This window comes from Micromonospora sp. NPDC004551 (assembly GCF_040609975.1).
Taxonomy (GTDB): domain Bacteria; phylum Actinomycetota; class Actinomycetes; order Mycobacteriales; family Micromonosporaceae; genus Micromonospora.
The window spans coordinates 230,485-249,346 of sequence record NZ_JBEXLM010000002.1 but is presented as its reverse complement, the minus strand read 5'-3'; the positions used below and the strand labels follow the sequence as shown (position 1 = coordinate 249,346).

The 18,862-nt window shown below is 74.5% G+C and carries 16 protein-coding genes and 1 tRNA gene; 6 read left to right on the top strand and 11 right to left on the bottom strand.

The annotated features are described in order from the left end of the window. Positions 1–26 precede the first annotated feature (26 nt). Positions 27–110: transfer RNA gene (locus ABZW14_RS05150), tRNA-Leu, on the top strand. Between the two features lie 48 nt (positions 111–158). Further along, the gene (locus ABZW14_RS05145; RefSeq protein ID WP_355340025.1) at positions 159–893 is read left to right on the top strand and encodes a transcriptional regulator; all 735 of its coding nucleotides are present in this window, start codon (positions 159–161) and stop codon (positions 891–893) included. 5 nt (positions 894–898) lie between these two features. Here the strand turns inward: ABZW14_RS05145 and ABZW14_RS05140 are convergent, their stop codons facing one another. Beyond that, complete coding sequence (locus ABZW14_RS05140; RefSeq protein ID WP_355340022.1) at positions 899–2,074, bottom strand: PLP-dependent transferase; 1,176 nt, start codon at positions 2,072–2,074, stop codon at positions 899–901. A gap of 83 nt (positions 2,075–2,157) precedes the next feature. Here ABZW14_RS05140 and ABZW14_RS05135 point away from each other — a divergent pair, with 83 nt between their 5' ends. Both ABZW14_RS05135 and ABZW14_RS05130 read left to right on the top strand, forming a co-directional pair. Continuing rightward, positions 2,158–2,637 carry an Lrp/AsnC family transcriptional regulator gene (locus ABZW14_RS05135; RefSeq protein ID WP_355340019.1) on the top strand — a complete coding sequence of 160 codons (480 nt, stop codon included), beginning with the start codon at positions 2,158–2,160 and terminating at the stop codon, positions 2,635–2,637. Between the two features lie 46 nt (positions 2,638–2,683). Next, positions 2,684–3,694, top strand: a complete 1,011-nt coding sequence (locus tag ABZW14_RS05130) for an LLM class flavin-dependent oxidoreductase (RefSeq protein WP_355340016.1) — start codon at positions 2,684–2,686, stop codon at positions 3,692–3,694. 167 nt (positions 3,695–3,861) lie between these two features. Here ABZW14_RS05130 and ABZW14_RS05125 read toward each other — a convergent pair whose 3' ends face one another. From ABZW14_RS05125 to ABZW14_RS05100, 6 genes are all read right to left on the bottom strand, one after another. Next, complete coding sequence (locus ABZW14_RS05125; RefSeq protein WP_355340013.1) at positions 3,862–6,114, bottom strand: cellulose binding domain-containing protein; 2,253 nt, start codon at positions 6,112–6,114, stop codon at positions 3,862–3,864. A 278-nt stretch (positions 6,115–6,392) separates the two neighbouring features. Beyond that, positions 6,393–7,397, bottom strand: a complete 1,005-nt coding sequence (locus tag ABZW14_RS05120) for a sulfite exporter TauE/SafE family protein (protein WP_355340010.1) — start codon at positions 7,395–7,397, stop codon at positions 6,393–6,395. 192 nt (positions 7,398–7,589) lie between these two features. Further along, complete coding sequence (locus ABZW14_RS05115) at positions 7,590–8,060, bottom strand: Rrf2 family transcriptional regulator (RefSeq protein ID WP_355340007.1); 471 nt, start codon at positions 8,058–8,060, stop codon at positions 7,590–7,592. A 70-nt stretch (positions 8,061–8,130) separates the two neighbouring features. Continuing rightward, positions 8,131–9,015, bottom strand: coding sequence for an acyl-CoA thioesterase II (locus ABZW14_RS05110; RefSeq protein WP_355340004.1), 885 nt, complete (start codon positions 9,013–9,015; stop codon positions 8,131–8,133). A gap of 55 nt (positions 9,016–9,070) precedes the next feature. Continuing rightward, positions 9,071–10,519, bottom strand: a complete 1,449-nt coding sequence (gene pyk / locus ABZW14_RS05105; protein ID WP_355340001.1) for a pyruvate kinase — start codon at positions 10,517–10,519, stop codon at positions 9,071–9,073. A 243-nt stretch (positions 10,520–10,762) separates the two neighbouring features. Next, positions 10,763–11,128: a YciI family protein gene (locus ABZW14_RS05100; protein WP_091267866.1), complete on the bottom strand. Its 366-nt coding sequence runs from the start codon at positions 11,126–11,128 to the stop codon at positions 10,763–10,765. A gap of 177 nt (positions 11,129–11,305) precedes the next feature. On the opposite strand from ABZW14_RS05100, the gene ABZW14_RS05095 reads away from it, so the two are divergent. After that, the gene (locus ABZW14_RS05095) at positions 11,306–12,172 is read left to right on the top strand and encodes an aldo/keto reductase (RefSeq protein ID WP_355339997.1); all 867 of its coding nucleotides are present in this window, start codon (positions 11,306–11,308) and stop codon (positions 12,170–12,172) included. A gap of 139 nt (positions 12,173–12,311) precedes the next feature. Here ABZW14_RS05095 and ABZW14_RS05090 read toward each other — a convergent pair whose 3' ends face one another. Then, the gene (locus tag ABZW14_RS05090; protein ID WP_355339994.1) at positions 12,312–13,109 is read right to left on the bottom strand and encodes an alpha/beta fold hydrolase; all 798 of its coding nucleotides are present in this window, start codon (positions 13,107–13,109) and stop codon (positions 12,312–12,314) included. A 211-nt stretch (positions 13,110–13,320) separates the two neighbouring features. Between ABZW14_RS05090 and ABZW14_RS05085 the strand changes: the two genes are divergently transcribed. Then, entirely contained in the window at positions 13,321–14,670 is a 1,350-nt protein-coding gene (locus ABZW14_RS05085) for a pentapeptide repeat-containing protein (protein ID WP_355339991.1), read from the top strand. 20 nt (positions 14,671–14,690) lie between these two features. Here ABZW14_RS05085 and ABZW14_RS05080 read toward each other — a convergent pair whose 3' ends face one another. From ABZW14_RS05080 to ABZW14_RS05070, 3 genes are all read right to left on the bottom strand, one after another. Next, positions 14,691–14,954, bottom strand: coding sequence for a DUF6244 family protein (locus ABZW14_RS05080; protein WP_355339988.1), 264 nt, complete (start codon positions 14,952–14,954; stop codon positions 14,691–14,693). 249 nt (positions 14,955–15,203) lie between these two features. Beyond that, on the bottom strand, positions 15,204–16,010 hold the full coding sequence (locus ABZW14_RS05075) for a hypothetical protein (RefSeq protein WP_355339985.1): 807 nt from the start codon (positions 16,008–16,010) through the stop codon (positions 15,204–15,206). Then, on the bottom strand, positions 16,007–18,691 hold the full coding sequence (locus tag ABZW14_RS05070; protein WP_355339982.1) for an FtsK/SpoIIIE domain-containing protein: 2,685 nt from the start codon (positions 18,689–18,691) through the stop codon (positions 16,007–16,009). Before ABZW14_RS05070 ends, ABZW14_RS05075 begins: the two co-directional genes overlap by 4 nt. Positions 18,692–18,862 lie beyond the last annotated feature (171 nt).

Below are 18,862 nucleotides of genomic sequence, written 5' to 3'. Positions count from 1 at the left end.
TGAGCCACACCCTTCGCAGGGGTGACGCCGGGATGGAGGAATCGGCAGACTCGGATGCCTCAAAAGCATCTGCCCGAGAGGGCGTGCGGGTTCAAGTCCCGCTCCCGGCACTTTCTGTCATACACCTGTTCGATGATGCTGATGTGCATCCTCCCGAAATGCGGGCGCGGGCCCGCGCTCTCCGCGCCCGGGGTCACAACATCCGGTCGGTAGCCCGCAGCCTCTCCCTGCCCTACACCACCGTCTGGCACTGGTGCGTCGACCGACCCGAGCCGGCGATGTTCGGCAGCGCCGTCCGGTGCTTCCGCTGCCGCCCCGACCCGGAAAATCCGCCCGATCCGGAGGCCTACGCCTATCTGCTCGGGCTGTATCTGGGCGACGGACATCTGGTCACGACCGACCGGGTGCCGGTCCTCCGTGTCTACTGCGCCGATGCCTGGCCGCACCTGATCGACCTGTGCGACGAGGCCATGCGGGCGGTGCTCGCGAACAAGGTCCAGCGGATCCAGAAGCGTGGCTGCGTGGCCGTGCAGAGCACCGCCCGCCACTGGCCCTGCCTGATCCCGCAGCACGGCCCGGGCAAGAAGCACCAGCGGCCGATCGTCCTCGCAGACTGGCAGCGGGAGATCCTGACCGCGAACGCGGGCCACTTCCTGCGGGGCCTGTTCCATTCCGACGGCACCCGGTTCGCTAACCGGGTCGTGGTGCGCGGCAGGGAGTACGTCTATCCCCGCTACATGTTCTCCAACCGGTCCGCCGACATCATGGCGCTCTGCCAGTGGGCCCTCGACCTGCTGGGCATCGCGTGGCGGATGAACCTGCCCTGGTCACTGTCGGTGGCGCGGCGGGACGCCGTGGCGGCGCTGGACCGCCACGTCGGCCCGAAGTCCTGACCCGGTCAGATCACGGACAGCGCCTGCGCCAGGTCGGAACGCAGGTCCTCCGGGTCCTCCAGCCCCACGGAGAGGCGCAGCAGCCCGCCGCACGGCTTGGCGTCGTCCTCGACCGGCCGGTGGGTGAGCGAGGCCGGGTGCTGGATCAGGGTGTCGACGCCGCCGAGCGACACGGCGTGGGTGATGAGCCGGCAGGCCCCGGCGACGGCGGCCGCGGCGGGGGCGCCGCCGCGTACCTCGAAGGCGAGCAGGCTGCCGGGGCCGGCCATCTGGCGGCCGACGAGCCCGGCGGGGTCCGTGACGCTTGGGTGGTGCACCCGGGCGACGGCGGGGTGGTCGGAGAGCCAGGCGGCGAGCTTCTCGGCGCCGGCCTGCTGGGCGCGGACCCGCAGGGGCAGGGTCTGGAGGCCGCGGTGCAGGAGGTAGGCGCCGAGCGGGTGCAGGACGGCGCCGGTGACAGCGCGGACCTGGCGGAGCCGGGCGGCCCATTCGGGGGCGCAGGCGACGACGCCGGCGAGCACGTCGCCGTGGCCGCCGATGCTCTTGGTGGCGCTGTGCAGCACGAGGGCGGCGCCGTGCCGGGCGGGTTGCTGGAGCACCGGGGTGGCGACGGTGTTGTCGACGAGCAGCGGGACGTCGCCGGCGGCGGTGGCGAGGGCGGCGATGTCGACCAGGTCGAGGGTGGGGTTGGCCGGGGTCTCGACGACGACCAGGGCGGTGTCGGGGCGGACGGTGGCGGGGACCTCGTGGGGCCGGGCCCAGGTGACCTCGGTGCCGAGCAGGCCGGTGGCGAGCACGTGGTCGGTGCCGCCGTAGAGGGGGCGGACGGCGACGACGTGCCGCTTGCCGTCGCGGGTGGCGGCGAGCAGGGTGGCGGTGAGGGCGGCCATGCCGCTGGCGAAGGCGACGGCCTCGGCGGTGCCTTCGAGCTGGGCGAGGGCGCTCTCGAAGCGGGCGACGGTGGGGTTCCAGAGCCGCTGGTAGACGGCGCTGCCGCCGGCCGGGAGGGTGCCGCCGGTGGCGAGGGTCTCGTAGTCGTCGCCGCCGCCGGTCACGGAGGGAAGCGGGTTGGTGGTGGAGAAGTCGATGGGCGGCACGTGGACGCCGAGTCCGGCGAGGTCCGCTCGCCCGGCGTGCACGGCTGCGGTGTCCACGGCTGTCATGGCGGAAGCGTCGAACATGAGGCCGTCGTGAGGCAAGAGGAGCGAAGAAGATTCTGAATGTAGGCCTTCCGGCTGCGGGAAGTTCGGGGCAGGATGGTCGCATGCCTGTCGCACCGAATGATGTACGGCCCTTCGGGGCGCTGGACGACACCGACCGCGCGATCCTGGCCGAGCTGGCGGCGGACGGCCGGTTGCCGAACAACGCGCTCGCCGAGCGGGTGGGGGTGGCCCCGTCGACGTGCCTGACGCGCACGCGGGCGTTGCGCGAGTGCGGGGCGATCCGGGGGTTCCATGCGGAGGTGGACCCGGCGGCGGTGGGGTTGCCGTTGCAGGCGCTGGTGTCGGTGCGGCTGACGGCGCACGAGCGGGCGGCGGTGGACGCGTTCCGGGCCCGGTCGGTGCGGCTGCCGGGGGTGGTGTCGGTGTTCCACGTGGCGGGCGCGGAGGACTACGTGCTGCACGTGCGGGCGGCGTCCGGGGACGCGCTGCGGGACTTCGTGCTGGACCATCTGGCGGCGGATCCGGCGGTGCAGCACACGCAGACCAGTCTGATCTTCGAGCAGGCGCGGGGTATGGGCTAGGGCACCCCGGGGAACAAATCCGGCGCGTGGCAGGTTGGTGTTGCGCGTGATCGACGTATCCTTGTCTGTTCTTGATCTTGCTCCGGTGGCCGCCGCGGGCAGCGCCGGCGAGGCGCTGCGGCACACCACCGAGCTGGCCCGCCGCACCGAGGAGCTGGGCTACCGCCGGTTCTGGGTGGCCGAGCACCACAACATGCCGGCGATCGCCAGTTCGGCGCCGGCGGTGCTGCTGGCGCACCTGGCGGCGCACACCTCGACGATCCGGCTCGGTTCGGGCGGGGTGATGCTGCCCAACCACGCCCCGCTGGTGGTGGCGGAGCAGTTCGGCACCCTCGAGGCGCTGCACCCGGGCCGGATCGACCTGGGCATCGGCCGCGCGCCGGGCACTGACCAGGTGACCGCGCTGGCGCTGCGGCGGACCATGGAGGGGTTGTCGGCGGAGCACTTCCCGCGCGAGCTGGCCGACCTCATGAATTACTTCAGCGGCGCCGAGCCGGGCCCGATCACCGCGACGCCGGGCCGGGGGCAGTCGCCGGCCGTGTGGCTGCTCGGGTCGAGCGGGTTCAGCGCCCAGCTGGCCGGGCTGCTGGGGCTGCCGTTCTCCTTCGCGCACCACTTCAGCGCGCAGAACACGATCCCGGCGCTCCAGCTCTACCGGCAGAACTTCCGGCCGTCGCAGTGGCTCGATGAGCCGTACGCGATGGTGGCGGTCAACGCGGTCTGTGCCGAGACCGACGAGCGGGCGGAGTGGCTGGCCGGTCCGGCCGGGTTGTCGTTCCTGAAGCTGCGGTCGGGGCGGCCGGAGCCGCTGGTCAGCCCGGAGGAGGCGGCGGCCTACCCGTACTCGGAGTTCGAGCGGGAGTTCGTGGCGCAGCGCCGGGACGGTCAGGCGACCGGGTCGCCGGAGACGGTGGCCCGGCAGCTCGGCGCGCTGCTGGAGCGCACCGGCGCGGACGAGCTGATGCTGACCACGATGGTCTACGACGTGGCCGACCGGGTGCGCTCGTTCGAGCTGATCGCCGAGAAGGTGGCCGGTGGCCTGCGCCGGAAGGGCTGAAACACGCTCTTCATAGCCACGTCACCCCACCGTCGCGCAACCCGCCTAACTTCATTACCGGTGGTGGTACGGCATTCCCGGTCGGGACGGGTCGGGGATGCTGCGGTGTGGTGCACCGGGTCGCCGGCGGAGCGGGTTCCGCGGCCGGCGGCCCGGTGCCTGCCTGTTCAGCGCAGGTAGATGTTCGGTGCGGGCGGGGTGCTCATGCCGTCGCCGAGGTGGAAGCCCGGGTGGGGCGGCTGGTTGTAGGCGGTGTTCTGCCAGGCGAGGGCGACGCGATACTGCGGGTCGTGTGCCAGGGTCGGCAGGCGCAGGGTGGTCGCTGTGGGCGTGCTGTAGACGCGCAGTGCCGTGCTGTCGGCGGTCCGCCAGACGACCTCCTCCCGCCAGTCGCCGAGGATGTCGCCGGAGAGCGCCGGGGTGGCCTTGGTGCCGTTGTTCGACGCGACGCCGCTGGCGGTGAGCAGCCGGGTGTCGCCGCCGGTGCCGTACTTGTCGATCCGGGTGCCGTCGAGGAGTTCGCGTACCGGGTCGCCGTCCCACCAGGCGAGGAAGTTCGCCGAGGACGGCTTCCGGCCGACGTTCTGCCCCTTCGTGTTGAGCAGGCCGTCGACGGCGGAGGACCAGGACTCGGCGCCGGGGCTGCCGGCCCAGACGTCGTCGGAGACGCCGCGGCCGTTGTCGCCGTTCGGTGCGGTCTGCCAGAGCAGTTGGCCGGTGCGCGCGTCGGCCAGCCAGGAGCTGGGTTTGCTGCCGTCCTCGTCGACTTTGAAGACCTCCAGACCGGCGCGGGCCGGGTCGAGGTCGCCGACGTGCAGGGCGTCGCCGTGCCCGGTGCCGGTGGACCAGAGCAGCCGGCCGTCGTCGTCGATGGCGGCGGCGCCGTACACGATCTCCTGGCGGCCGTCGCCGTCCACGTCGGCCACCGAGAGGTTGTGGTTGCCCTGGCCGGCGGCGGCGCCGTTGCCGCTGGCGTTGGAGTCGAAGGTCCACCGCTTGCGCAGCGTGCCGTCGCGGAAGTCCCAGGCGGCGACGACCGCGCGGGTGTAGTAGCCGCGGGCCATGATCAGTGAGGGGCGCTGCCCGTCGAGGTAGGCGGTGGCGGCGAGGAACCGGTCGACCCGGTTGCCGTAGGAGTCGCCCCAGGAGGAGACGGTGCCGCGCGGCGGGTCGTAGTCGACGGTGGACAGGGCGGCGCCGGTGCGGCCGTCGAACATGGTCAGGTACTCGGGTCCGGCGAGCACGTAGCCGCTGGAGTTGCGGTGGTCGGCCGACGCCGAGCCGATCACCTGGCCGGTGCCGGAGCGGGTGCCGTCGGCGGTCTTGGCGGCCACCTCGGCGTCGCCGTCGCCGTCGTAGTCGTACACCTGGAACTGGGTGTAGTGGGCGCCGGCACGGATGTTGCGGCCCAGGTCGACGCGCCACAGCCGTGTGCCGGTGAGGGTGTAGGCGTCGAGGTAGACGTTGCCGGTGTAGCCGGACTGGGAGTTGTCCTTGCTGTTGGACGGGTCCCACTTGAGCACGAACTCGTAGCGGCCGTCGCCGTCGAGGTCGCCGACGCTCGCGTCGTTGGCGGAGTAGGTGTAGGCCTCCCCGGTCGGGGTGGTGCCGCCGGGCGGGGCCTGGATCGGCACGTCCAGGTAGCCGTTCGGGAACTGGAGCGCCGGGGCGGAGGCCGCCTGCTCGGCGCCGTTCACCACGGCCCGCACCGTGTACGCCGATCCGGCGGCGGCGCCGCTGTCGAGCCAGTTGGTGGCGCCGGTGATCGGGGTGCTGTTCACCCGGGTGCCGCCCCGGTAGAGGTTGAACGACACGCCGGGGGTCTCGGTGCCGAGCAGCCGCCACGACACGAGGTTCCCGCTGCCGGAGCGGACGCTGACCAGCCCCCGGTCGAGCTTCTCCATCTGCTTGGCGCCGGCCGGCGGGGTGGTGGGCGTGGGGGTCGGGGTGGGCGTCGGGCTCGCTGAGGTGGGTGGCGGCGCGCTGGTCGGGCTGGTCGTGCCGGTGCAGGTGACGCCGTTGAGCGCGAAGGCGGACGGGGTGGGGTTGCCGGCGTCGTTCCAGGAGCCGTTGAAGCCGAAGGTCGCGGTGCCGCCGGTGCCGAGGGCGGCGTTGTAACCGGCGTCGCGGGCGGTGACCTGGGCGCCGGACTGGGTGACCGTGGCGTTCCAGCTCTGGGTGACCTGCTGGCCGGCGGCGAAGGCCCAGGTGAGGGTCCAGCCGTTCACGGGGTCGCCGAGGTTCGTGACGGTGACGTCGGCACCGAAGCCGCCGCCCCACTGGTTGGTGATCCGGTAGTCGGCCCGGCAGCCGGTGGCCGCCGCGGCGGCGGTCACCGTGGTGAGGGCGCCGGCCAGGAGGGTGGCCGCCGAGGCCGCGGCGAGCAGCGCGGTGCGGCGGCGCGGGGTGGGGAGATGCACGGGAAGGGCCTTTCGCGGAGGTCAGGCACGCGACGGCCGCGCCGGCCTGCCCGGACCGGCGGAAGGGGTACGCCGCGCTGACGTGACGAAATCGACGTCGGTGACTGGCTCCGCGCCCCGTCAGGGTAGGACAACGCTTTCCACCGCACAACCACACCGCGCCCGCCCCCCGCGATCCTGCAGTTGCCGCCCGGGCAGAAGGGACGGAAGCCTCGGCGGGCGGGCACGACGTCCAAGATCGCGGGGCGGGGCGGGCGCGGTGCGTACCTCCGAGCGGGTCAGCCCTCGACGGCGGCGGCGAGCTTGCGGGTTTCCTCCGGCGCGGTGGTGGTGGCCTCGGCGGCGTGGACCGGCTCGGCGGCGTCGGTGGCCTCGGCCGGGGTGACGGGTCCGGCGGCGAGGGCGGCCTCGGCGGTGGCGCGGGCCCGGCGGGTGCGGCGCAGCGCCCGGGCGGCCAGCGCCAGGGCGACCAGCCAGCCGGCGCCGAGCACCGTGTAGACCAGGGCGGGGACCGGGCCGCCCAGCTCGCCGGCGCGCAGCAGGGTGCGGGTGTTGGTCAGCACGATGACCCCGCCGATGACGGCGCCGAGCAGTTGCGCGGGGACGATGCGGACCAGCCAGGCGGCGATCGGGGCGGCGATGAGGCCACCGACCAGCAGCGCGGCCACGGTGGGCAGCAGGAAGCCGTCGGAGCCGAGGCCGATGAGGAAGCCGATGCTGGCCGCGCCGGCCACCAGGAACTCGGAGGTGTCGACCGAGCCGATCACCTTGCGGGGCTCCATCCGGCCGGAGACCAGCAGCGCCGGCGTGGCGACGGGACCCCAGCCGCCCCCGCCGGTGGCGTCGACGAAGCCGGCGAAGAGGCCCAGCGGGGCCAGGAAGCGGCTGCGCAGCCGGCCGCCGGCCCGGTTGGCGCGCAGCGGCCGGGAGAAGCGGATCAGCAGGTAGGCGCCGAGGCTGAACAGGATGGCCGCCATCCACGGCGCGGCGGACTCGGTGCTGATGGAGCTGAGGAAGGTGGCGCCGGCGAACGAGCCGATCGCGCCGGGCAGCGCGATCCGGCCGACCACGCGCCAGTCGACGTTGCCGAACCGCCAGTGCGACACCCCGGCCGCGAGCGTGGTGCCGATCTCGGCCAGGTGCACCGAGGCGGAGGCGGCGGCCGGCGCCACCCCGGCGAACAGCAGCAGGGTCGAGGACGTCAGCCCGTACGCCATGCCGAGCGCGCCGTCGACCAGTTGCGCGGCGAGCCCGACGAGGGCGAGGACCAGCAGCTTGCGCACGAGCGCCCCCTGACTTTTCGGCATCTCCTATCGACTTGGTCGACAATGCGGCACGGCGGCGCTCCGGTCAAGTCCTCCATCCGGTTGATCAGCCGCGCCGGACGGCGCGGCGGGTGCGCGGGACGGCGCGGCGGGTGCGCGGGACGGCGCGGCGGGTGCGCGGGACGGCGGCGCCGGGACGCCGCGGGGGCGTCAGCTCCAGGCGCGGGGGTCGGCGGCGAGGTCGTTGACCCGGCTGGGCAGGCTGCCGCTGGCCACGTCGGCGACGGTGACCAGTTCGAGGATCTCCCGCTCGCTGGCCCGCAGGGCGATCCACACGTCCTGGAGGGCGCGCGCCGCGCCCTGGTAGCCGAGCTGCTCCGGGCGCTGGCCGCGGACGTGCGCCAGCGGGCCGTCGATCACCCGGATCACCTCGGCGAGCGAGATCTCGGTCGCGGGCCGGGCCAGCCAGTAGCCGCCCTCGGGGCCGCGCTGGGCGTGCACGATGCCACCCCGGCGCAGCTGGAGCAGGATGCTCTCCAGGAACTTCGGCGGGATGTCCTGGGCCCGGGCGATCTGCTCGGCGGTCACCGGCCGGCTCCGCCCGGCGGCCGCGCCGCCGGCGACGGCGGCCAGCTCGGCGGTCGCGCGGAGGGCGTAGTCGACCCGAGCGGAGAGGCGCATGCCGGCAAGGTTAGTCGCCTGGTCAGCCGCCCGGTCTCCCGACCCTCGGCCGAACGGTCACGGTTGTCGGTCAGGCGCCGACCCGGCGCAGCAGCCCCTCCTGCACGGCGCTGGCGATGTGCCGGCCGTCGGTGGTGAACATGCGGCCGGTGGCCAGGCCGCGGGCGCCGGACGCGGACGGGCTCCAGCAGTCGTAGAGGAACCACTCGTCGGCCCGGAACGACCGGTGGAACCACAGCGCGTGGTCGAGGCTCGCGCCCACCACTCCCCCGGGCCCCCACACCTCGCCGTGCACCGACAGCACCGAGTCGAGCAGGGTCAGGTCGGAGGCGTAGGTGAGGGCGCAGGCGTGCAGCAGCGGGTCGTCGGGAAGCTTGCCGTCGAGGCGCATCCAGACCCGCTGGTGGGGCTCGGCGGGGCGGTCGCCGGGACGTACCCAGCCGGGTTCGCCGACGTAGCGGACGTCGATCGGGCGGGGGATCTGGCCCCAGATGCCGAGCCGTTCGGGATAGCGGGACAGCCGGTCGGTCATGGTCGGGACCTCGTCCGGGGCCGGCACGTCGGGCGGGACCGGCGCGTGGTGGTCCAGCCCCTCCTCCTGGCGCTGGAACGAGGCCGACATGAAGAAGATCGGCTTGTCGTGCTGGAGCGCCACGGAGCGGCGTACCGAGAAGGAGCGGCCGTCCCGGACGTTCTCGACCTGGTACTCGATCGGCTCGGCGGGATCGCCGGGGCGGACGAAGTAGCCGTGCAGGGAGTGCACGAAGCGCTCCGGGTCGACCGTGCGTCCGGCGGCGACCAGGGCCTGGCCGGCGACCTGGCCGCCGTAGACCCGCTGCGGGCCCACCGGCGGGCTGATCCCCCGGAAGGCCATGGCGCCGGTCTGGTCGAGGTCCAGCACCTCCAGGAGCTGGTCGACCGCGGCCTGCCCGGTCGCCACCGGACTATCGCTCACTGAGTCACCCCGGCTCGCGACTGCGGGGCTCGCAGGCCCGGCTCACTCCTCGCGCTCACTGAAGTGCCCGGGCCGAGGCCGCGTCGACGAGCGAGCCGAGCTGGTGCACCCGCAGCGTGTTGGTGGAGCCGGGGGTGCCGGGCGGGCTGCCCGCCACGATCACCACGTAGTCGCCGGGGTTGGCCCGGTTGAGGCCGAGCAGCGCCTGGTCGACCTGGCGGAACATGTCGTCGGTGTGCTCGACGAACGGCATGAGGAACGTCTCCACGCCCCAGGAGAGGGCGAGCTGGTTGCGCACCTCGGGCACCGGGGTGAAGGCCAGCAGCGGCAGGTCGCAGTGCAGCCGGGCGAGCCGCTTGACGGTGTCGCCGGTCTGCGAGAAGGCGACCATGGCCTTGGCGCCGATGGCCCGGGCGATCGAGGAGGCGGCGACGGTGAGCGCGCCACCGTGGGTACGCGGGTCGTGCTGCAGCCGCGGCACGCCGATCGAGCCGGCCTCGGTGGTGGTGACGATCTTCGCCATGGTGCTGACGGTGAGCACCGGGTACTTGCCGACGCTGGTCTCGCCGGAGAGCATCACGGCGTCCGCGCCGTCGAGCACCGCGTTGGCCACGTCCGAGGCCTCGGCGCGGGTGGGGCGCGAGTTCTCGATCATGGAGTCGAGCATCTGGGTGGCCACGATGACCGGCTTGGCGTTCTCGCGGCAGAGCTGCACGGCGCGCTTCTGCACCAGCGGCACCTGGTCCAGCGGCAGCTCGACGCCGAGGTCGCCCCGGGCCACCATGACGCCGTCGAAGGCGAGCACGATCGCCTCCAGGTGGTCGACCGCCTCGGGCTTCTCGACCTTGGCCAGCACCGGGCGGTGGACGCCCTCCTCGGCCATGATCGAGTGGACGAGCTTGATGTCCTCGGGCGAGCGGACGAAGGAGAGCGCGATCAGGTCGACGCCCAGGCCGAGCGCGAAGCGCAGGTCGTCGGCGTCCTTCTCCGACAGGGCCGGGACGCTGACCGCCACGTTCGGCAGCGAGACGCCCTTGTTGTTGGAGACCGGGCCGCCCTCGGTGACCAGCACGCGGATGTCGTTGCCGGTGACGTCGCTGACCTCGACGGCGACCCGGCCGTCGTCGATCAGCAGCCGGTCGCCCGGCTTCACCTCCTGCGGCAGCTTGCGGTAGGTGCAGGAGACCCGCTCCTTGGTGCCGAGGATCTCGTCGCCCGTGATGACCACCGAGTCGCCGGTGCGCCACTCGTGCGGGCCGTCCGCGAACTTGCCGAGGCGGATCTTGGGGCCCTGGAGGTCGGCGAGCACCGCGACGGGCTGCCCGGCCGCCTCGGCGGCCTCCCGGACCAGCCGGTAGACCGTTTCGTGGTCACTGTGACTGCCGTGGCTGAAGTTCAGCCTCGCCACGTTCATGCCCGCCTCGACAAGGCCCCGGATGCGCTCCGGGGACGAGGTGGCGGGGCCGAGAGTGCAGACGATCTTCGCGCGGCGTGTCACGCCCATCAGGCTAGTCTCTCCTCCGGGTCGACCTGCCGGCCGACCCCTTTCGGACTGCGGAACAGTTGTCCAACGACGCGCGCAACCCGCGCCGGCGGGGCGGCGTGACACCGCACCGGGACGTCGTGTGTGGCGGGCATCGGCGACCGCGCGGCGGAAATCGTACCGCTCGCGTTCATCCCTCGACGGGGGTGCTCCCCGGAGAGATCGACCGGCGACCGCGGCCGTGGTGACGCGTGGGGCGATCGGTCAGCTCTGCGTCTTGGCGAGCGGGAACTCCAGCGAGCCGGCCGGGCAGAGGAAGGTGAGCACCTCGACGCGGTAGAGCCCGGCCTGCACCGCCGGGTCGGCCTCCATCACGCTGCGGACGTCGTCGACGGAGCCGGTGCGGGCCAGGCCGAAGCCGATCGGCGGGTCCGGCTCGCGGGCCGGGCCGTCCACGGAGCCGTCGACCAGGACGATGCCACGCCGTTGCAGCGCCTGGATGTGCCGCAGGTGCTCGGCCTGGAGCCGCTGCACGGTCTCGTCCGGCAGCGCCCGGCCCGACGGTCCGGGGTAGAGCACGATGCACTCGTACGTGTCGAGCGCGAAGTCGAGCCGTGGCGTCGCGGCCATGCGCACCTCCAGACCACCGTCCCGCCCAGCGTCGCACGGCGGCCGCCGCCCCGGGGTCGCTCACCGCAAACTGGCGGAAACACCCGCCCCGGCACGTTGGTGGCGGCGATTCGCGGGAAAGACTTCCGGTCGGGGTGGTGACCGCCGCCGCCGACGACGACGCACAGGAGGACCGCCATGGCGACCAGCACCGGGCCCGCGAAGGCATCGGGCACCTACCGGATCGGCGGGGACCTCCAGGTCGACCGGCTCGGCTACGGGGCCATGCAGATCACCGGCCCCGGGGTCTGGGGAGACCCGAAGGACCCCGCCGAGGCGGTCCGGGTGCTGCGCCGGGCGTACGAGCTGGGCGTCACCTTCATCGACACCGCGGACTCCTACGGCCCCTTCGTCAGCGAGCTGCTGATCCGGGAGGCGCTGCACCCGTACGCCGAGGATCTGGTCATCGCGACCAAGGCCGGGCTGACCCGCTCCGGCCCCGGCGACTGGCGGCCGGTGGGCCGCCCCGAGTATCTGCGCCAGCAGTGCGAGCTGAGCCTGCGCCACCTGGGCCTGGACTGCATCCCGCTCTACCAGCTGCACCGGATCGACGAGAAGGTCCCGCTGGAGGACCAGCTCGGCGAGCTGGCGCTGCTCCAGCAGGAGGGGAAGGTGCGGCACATCGGGCTCTCCGAGGTGACCGTCGAGCAGATCGAGGCGGCCCGGCGGATCACCCCGATCGTCTCGGTGCAGAACCTCTACAACCTGGCCGACCGCAGCGCCGAGGACGTGCTGGAGCACTGCGAGCGCAACGACCTGGCGTTCATCCCCTGGTTCCCGATCGCCACCGGCAACCTGGCCCGGCCCGGCGGCCCGCTGGACGCGATCTCCACCGACCACGGCGCCACGCCCGCGCAGCTCGCCCTCGCCTGGCTGTTGCGCCGGTCGCCGGTCATGCTCCCCATCCCGGGTACGTCCTCCGTGGCGCACCTGGAGGAGAACATCGCCGCGGCCGAGGTGCGGCTCACCGACGACGAGTTCGAGGCCCTCGCCAAGGCGGCGTGAGGCGGGCCTCTCCGTGGGGGGACCGGGACGCGCCGGCGCGCGCTGGCCTGACGGGCCGCCGACCTCGTCCTCGGCCGGACCAGGGAATGAACGAGGCTCGACGGCCGCCGTCGCGGCGACCGTCGAGCCCGGATCCGCCTCAGACCGCGAAGCAGTTCGGCCGGATCGCGGCGTCGGCGAGCGCCTGCCGCACGACCGTGTACGTGGTGCCGTCGAGGACCAGGCCCAGGTGGCCGACGATCCGCAGCGGGCACCACGCCTGCACCAGGACGTTGGTGGCGCCGTCGGCGAGCGAGGCGTTGTCCACCGGGCGGACCAGTTCGTCCTGCCAGGTGCGCACGGTGGTCCAGCGAACCGCGCCCGGGGTGTCGTCGCCGCCGTTGAGGTCGGCGAGGAAGCTGGACCCGATGGACATCTGCTGACAGGCGACGATGCCCGCGCAGCTGCCCAGCCCCACGAAGTTGACGATGTTGGCGACGTAGGTGCCCTGTTGCGGGCTGCCCAGGCTGACGTAGTGGTCGACCTTGGCGGCGCCGCCGAGGAACTTGACGTACCAGCGGGAGACCAGGCCGCCCTCGGAGTGGGTGACGAGGTCCACCTTGGCCGCCCCGGTGGCGGCGCGGACCTGGTCCACGTAGGACGACAGGGCCCGGGCGGACTCGCGGATGTCGCCGAAACCGAGGTTCGGCAACTGGTAGATGGAGACCCGGTAGCCGTCGGCGCGCAGCCGGGCGGCGATCGGCTCGTACGCGATGGAGATCCCGATCAGGCCGCCGACCACGACGACCGGGTCGGCGGCGGCGGCGAGACCGGCGGCGGCCTGGGCGGCTGCGGTGGTGGTGGCCGTTTCGGTGGTGGGCTCGGCGTGGGCGGCGGTGGCCGGGACGAGCAGGGCGGTGACGGCGGCGGTGGCGGCCAGGATCGTTCGGAGCAGCATGGACTGCACCTCCGGTGGGAGGCCCCGGTGTTCCGGGAGGACGGGTGGGGGGTCCGATCGATCGTGGAAACGATGATGCGTGTCCGATTTCACACACGTCAATGGAAAGTTACGCGCTGGTAACCCGTTGTTCCGCAGGGCGCACGAATCGGCAATTAGGACAGCCGGGACGGGTCCTCCGACCGCCGGTACGGATGGCATGCTGTGCGCCGTGTCCGCCCCGCCGCCGCAGGAGAAGCCGCTCCGCGTGATGCCGTGGTGGTTGGCGCTGCTCGGGCTGCTGCTGGCCGTCCTGCTCGGCTGGCTGGTGCTGGACTGGCTGCTCGCCGAGGCCGACCGGGCCGCCCAGCCCGACACCCGGGCCACGCTGCGCGTCGACGCCATCCGCACCGGTCTCACCGTGGTCGCCGGCACCGGCGGCGGGCTGGCGCTGCTGTTCGCCGCCCGTCGGCAGTGGATCAGCGAGCGCGGGCAGCGCCACCAGGAGGCCGTCGCGGCCCGTGACCAGGCGCACCGCGACCGCGTGCAGGCGCACGCGGAGGCGGTCGCCGACGCCGGTCAGCGGCACCAGGAGCGGCAGGCCGCGGCCGCCGAGCACGACGCCGCCGAGCGGCGGCTCACCGAGCTGTACGTCCGCGCCATCGAGCTGGTCGGCAGCGACAATCCCGCGGTACGCCTCGGCGGCCTGCACGCCCTGGAACGCCTCGGTCAGGACAACCCGGGGCAGCGGCCGACGACCGTGGCGGTGCTCTGCGCGTACCTCCGGATGCCGGCGCCCGGCGACCCGCGCGAGACCGAGGTGCGCCGCACGGCGCAGCGGCTGCTCACCCGGCACCTCCGCGCCGACCGGGACGGCTGGTGGCCGGGCATCGCGCTGGACCTCACCGGCGCCCGGCTGGACGACTTCGACGCCGCCGGCTGCACCCTGGTGGACCTGGACCTCACGGGCGCAATCTGCGCCGGCACGACCAGCTTCGCCGGGGCCGTGGTGCAGGGCCGGCTGCGGTTGGGCGCGGAGTTCGCCGACGCCGTGTTCGACGACCTCACGGGCGACGCGGAACTCGTGCTGGACGGTGCCCGGTTCACGGGCCGGGTGAGCTTCGACCGGGCGGACCTCGGCGGCGCGCTGTCCTGCCGCGGGGCGAGTTTCGGGCAGGTCTCCTTCCGCGGCGCCACGCTGCGGCAGCCGAGCAGCTTCGACCGGGCCACGTTCGGCGGCAGCGCCACCTTCCGGGAGGCCGTGTTCCTGGGTGGGCTGTCCGTCGAGCACGCCACCTTCGCGGCGTACGCGGGCTTCCGCCGGGCGCGGTTCGCCGACATGGCGCTGTTCCGCTGGACCGAGTTCGGTGCGGAGGCGTGGTTCGAGGGGGCCCGCTTCGAGGGGGCGGCCAACTTCGGCCGGGCCGTGTTCCGCGGCCCCGCCAGCTTCGAGGGCGCGGCTCTGGCCCGCCGGCCGCTGGTCGACCAGGCCCGCGCGTCAACGTCGGTGACGCACGTCTGGCCGCCCGACACCACGGTGGGCCGGCGCGACGACGAGTGGCTCGTCCTCACCGACACCTGATGACCATCGCCGTCGAGCGCTCAGCTCCCCAGCGCCTGGACCTTGGCGATCGTCTCCTGCACGTGCTGCCGGGCCGGCTCGCCGCCCTGCGCGGCCTGGGTGAGCGCCTGCCGGTAGGCGTCGATCATGTTGAGCAACGGTCCGGCCGCCACGCCCTCCAGCGCGCCGGACACGAGCGCCCGGGCCTCGGCGGCGTCCTGGGCCGCGGCGGCCGTCCGGGCCTTCGCCTCGTCCAGCTTCTGTGCCGCCGCCGCCAGCCTCGCGATGATGTCCGCTGCGCTCACGCGCCCTCCCCACGTCGCCCGGATCGGCCGGCACCCGGCGCTCCGCCACGAAGACGCCGAGACCGGGCACGCCCTGCACCCATCCCTGACAGTCTCCCACCGCGCAGAGCGCCCGGCCCTCCCCCACCCGCACGGGCCACCATGGACGACGCCGAAGATCGGCCGGTGCTCGGTGGAACGGCCCGGATGACATCCATGGCGTTCCACTCACCGAAGCGGCGGGATCTGGACGACGCCGACGACATCCGGTCAGCTCAGCAGCCGGAACACCACCAGGTAGAGGCAGAACAGCGACGGGGCGACCAGCGCGCAGATCACGAAGCCGAGCGGCACGTACCGCCCCAGCGGGGTCTCGCCCCCGAGCACCGGGCGGCCCCAGCGCCCGAGCACCAGGTGCCCGGCCAGGAAGGACATCAGCGGGACACCGGCGCACGAGACGGCCGCCACCAGGTCCAGCCCGGTCGCCGGCAGCGGCGAGCCGATCAGCGCCACCAGCATGAGCAGGGAGCCGGCCAGCGCGCAGGCCGCGTAGACGGCGACCGCCCGGGCCGGCGCCGACCAGGTGGGCAGCAGCACGGGCCGCCGCGCCAGGGCCTCGGCCTGCTCCCCGTGCCGGTCGGCCTGGTCGGCCAGCTGCGCGGCCGCGGCCAGCTCCGTCGCCGGGTCACCCGCCCGCGGGCCCGGCAGCATCCCCTCGGGATACGCCCCGACCCCCGGCCGCCCCGGCGCGGCGGCTGCGCCGCCGGTCACCCCGCCCCCGGTTCCGGATGCCTGCGCACCGCTGGAGGGCGGTGCCGGTTCCGCCGGCGGCGGGGCGCCGACCGGGACCGCCGATCCGTCCGGGCTCTCGGCCGGGACCGAGCGCATCGGCAGATTGATGGCCTGGCCGAGCTGGTCGATGCGCTGCCCCTGGGCGGCGAGGCGCCGGCCGAGCTGGTCCACGGTGGACTGGAGGGCACGCCGGCGTTCCGCCTCGGCCGCGACCGCCCGCTCGCCGCCCCGCTGCCGGGTGGACAGCTCCCGGAGCAGGGCCGCGTACTCGTCGAACCCGGTCACGACTCGTCCCCGTCGGCGGCGAAGGGCACGACCAGGGCGGCGCGGTGCTCGTGCCGGTCGACCAGCAGCGCCCGGCCGTCGCGCGGGGCGTAGCCGAGATCGTGCACGCCCAGGTGCAGCCCGAGGTCGGCGGCGGGCACGTTCAGCGCCACGAGGCAGGCCACGTCGTCACGGTTCTGGCTGCCGCCGAGGTCCTCGGCGAGCCGGCGCAGCCCGCGCCACCAGCCGAGCAGGTGCACCCCGTGCGCGGGGCCCTGGCGCAGCACCGCCCGCAGGTCGTCGTGCCCGGAGCGGAACGTCCCCGGGTCGGTCGCGGCGAGCGTGCCGGCGGCGGCGTCCATCCCGAACACGACCAGATAGGTCCGCGCGACCGCCGTGCCCGGCCCGGCCGGTCCGGCCCGGTGCTCGGCGGCTCGACCGGCGGGGGTTGCGGGCACGGCGGGGCCGGCGGGCACAGCAGAGCCGACAGGGACGGCAGGGGCGGCGGGCACAGCGGGACCAGCGGGGGCGGCGGGCACAGCGGGACCAGCGGGGGCGGCGGGCGCGGCAGGGGTGGTGGACAGTTCAGCGAGGTGGGTGCGGAGGGCCGCCGCGTCGAGGCGGCGGACCGGGTGGCCGGCGGCGGCCAGGGTCATGGCCAGGTCGTCGGCGCTGTCGGTGGTGCCCGGCGCCAGGGGCGCGAGCAGAAAGCGGGCCGTGCCGGGGGCGTGCTGCCGGGCCAGGCTCAGGGCGGCCGACCGGAGCACGTCCACGCCGGTCGCGGCGGTGCCGATCACGGCCAGGTGCCGGCCGGGGCTGGCGTCGAGGCGGAACCCGGCGGGGCTGCCGGCCACGTCGACGACGCGGCCGACGAGGGCGAGCGGCGGTTCGGCGCCGGGGGGCAGGGCGGCCCAGGTGGGGTCGTCGGTGAGCCGGGGGGTCTCGTAGCCGCGGAAGACCGCGGGTGGGCGGGCGTCTGCGGGCCGGGCGGCGAACAGCTCGTGGCGCAGGGTGGCCACATCGGCGGCGGCGGCGTGCGCGTCGGGGAAGCGGACCTCGGTGTCCGCGCCGGCCGTTCCCCCGGCGGTGTTGACGACGGCGGCGCCGAGGGTCAGCCCTTTCGCGGCGTCGTTCAGCGGGTCGAGGACGCCGCCGCCACCGGGCAGCGCGACCCGGAGCGGGAACTGGCCGAAGATCGCCTCGGCCCGGCCGTAGAGGGCCTCGATGCCGGTGGTGCTCTGGCTGGCCAGCACCAGGTGCAGGCCGTACGAGCGGCCCTTGCGGGCCAGCTCCTCGATGAGGTCGACGGCCTGCCGCGCGAGCGGGTCGTTGCCGGCGAACAGCACGTGGAACTCGTCGACCACGGTGAGGGTCCGGGGCGGCCGGGCGTTCGGGGGCAGGTCGGCGAGCTTGCTGACGCCGTGCCGCTTGAGCAGGTCGGCCCGGCGGGTCAGCTCGGCGCGCAACTCGCGCAGCACGGCCACGCCGTACTCGCGGTCGGACTCGATCCCCACGGCCCGGGCGTGCGGCAGCCACGACGGGTCCCGCTCGGTGGGCACGAACTCCGTGAAGCTGACCCCCTCCTTGAAGTCGAGCAGGAAGAGCTGGAGTTCGGCCGGCGAGTAGCGGGCGGCCAGCCCGTAGAGCACGTCGAGCAGGAACACCGTCTTGCCGGCGCCGGTACGCCCGCCGACCAGCCAGTGCGGGGTGGCGTCGTCGAACGCCACGGTGACCGGTTCCCGGGCCCGGCCGAGCACGGTACGCAGCCCGGTGGCGGAGGACTCGGCCCAGCGCCGGGCGGGCAGCAGGTCGGCGAAGGTGACCGTGGTGGCTTGCCGGACGGCCTCGGCGAGCCGCCGGGCCAGCCCGGTCACGGTGGCGTGGGACGGATCGCCGTCGAGCAGCACGGGCGCGGCCAGGCCGCTGCCGTCGGCGCTGAACGGGCGGCCGGGCGGGTCGCCGACCAGGGCGTACCGCTCGTTGAGCCGGAGGTGGGTGGTGGCGCCGAGCGGCGGCGCCTCGCCCGGTCCGGCCGGCGGGTGACCGGCCAGCAGCACGCAGACCGCCGCGGCGGGGCCGGCGTGGGTGAGCGCCGCGAGCCGGGCCAGCTCGCGCGGCGGCGGGGCGGACGCGGCGACCACCAGCAGCAGCTCCCGATCCTCGGGCGCGGCCGCCAGGGCGGTGCGGGCGTGCCGTTCCGCCGCGTCGAGCAGGGCGGTCGTCTCCGCGACGGTGGTGGCGGCCGGGCCGAGCACACCCGCGTCGAGCAGGGGGCGCAGCGGCAGGAAGGCGGCGCCGAACGCGGCCGGGTCGATGCCGGCCACCCGGACCGTGCCGGCCGGCGCCGCGGCGAGCAGCCGCACCACGACGGCCCGCAGCAGCTCACCGACCCGGGGATCCCGGGCGTCGGTGTCGATCGCGAGGTGGGCGCCCGCGCCCAGCGGCACCAGCACCGGGAAGCCGCCGTCCACGGTGGTCGCCTCGCCGAGGCGTACCGGAACGGGGTGGGTGGCGGCGCGGGCGGTGCCGGGCACGGGACCGGCCAGCTCACCCCCGAGCCGGGCCAGCCGGGCGACCAGCTCGGGGCTGCCCACCGGCGCCGGGCCGGCGGCTGCCAGCGCCCGCCGGGCGGATTCCCAGTGACGCAGGGCCTGCCGGTGCAGGGCGACCGCCTGCCGGTACGCCGTCGCGAGCCTGCCCACCGTCCGCCCTCCGACGCCGCCGTACCGATCGAAGGGAACCCTAACGGACGCGCGGCGGCCGGGCACAGTACGCGGCCCGCACCCGACGTTGGCCCACTGTTCACCCGCCGGTGGTCGTTCCCGCCGGACGCCGTTCCCCCGGCCGCATTTGCCTGTGCCCTGAGCAACGCT

Bases quoted from the DNA above. Each gene is read 5' to 3' on its own strand.
- ABZW14_RS05145 (WP_355340025.1), top strand. From the start codon at position 159: ATGCGGGCGCGGGCCCGCGCTCTCCGCGCCCGGGGTCACAACATCCGG.
- ABZW14_RS05135 (WP_355340019.1), top strand. From the start codon at position 2,158: ATGCCTGTCGCACCGAATGATGTACGGCCCTTCGGGGCGCTGGACGAC.
- pyk (WP_355340001.1), bottom strand. From the start codon at position 10,519: ATGGGCGTGACACGCCGCGCGAAGATCGTCTGCACTCTCGGCCCCGCC.
- ABZW14_RS05090 (WP_355339994.1), bottom strand. From the start codon at position 13,109: ATGCTGCTCCGAACGATCCTGGCCGCCACCGCCGCCGTCACCGCCCTG.
- ABZW14_RS05140 (WP_355340022.1), bottom strand. From the start codon at position 2,074: ATGTTCGACGCTTCCGCCATGACAGCCGTGGACACCGCAGCCGTGCAC.
- ABZW14_RS05095 (WP_355339997.1), top strand. From the start codon at position 11,306: ATGGCGACCAGCACCGGGCCCGCGAAGGCATCGGGCACCTACCGGATC.
- ABZW14_RS05100 (WP_091267866.1), bottom strand. From the start codon at position 11,128: ATGGCCGCGACGCCACGGCTCGACTTCGCGCTCGACACGTACGAGTGC.
- ABZW14_RS05115 (WP_355340007.1), bottom strand. From the start codon at position 8,060: ATGCGCCTCTCCGCTCGGGTCGACTACGCCCTCCGCGCGACCGCCGAG.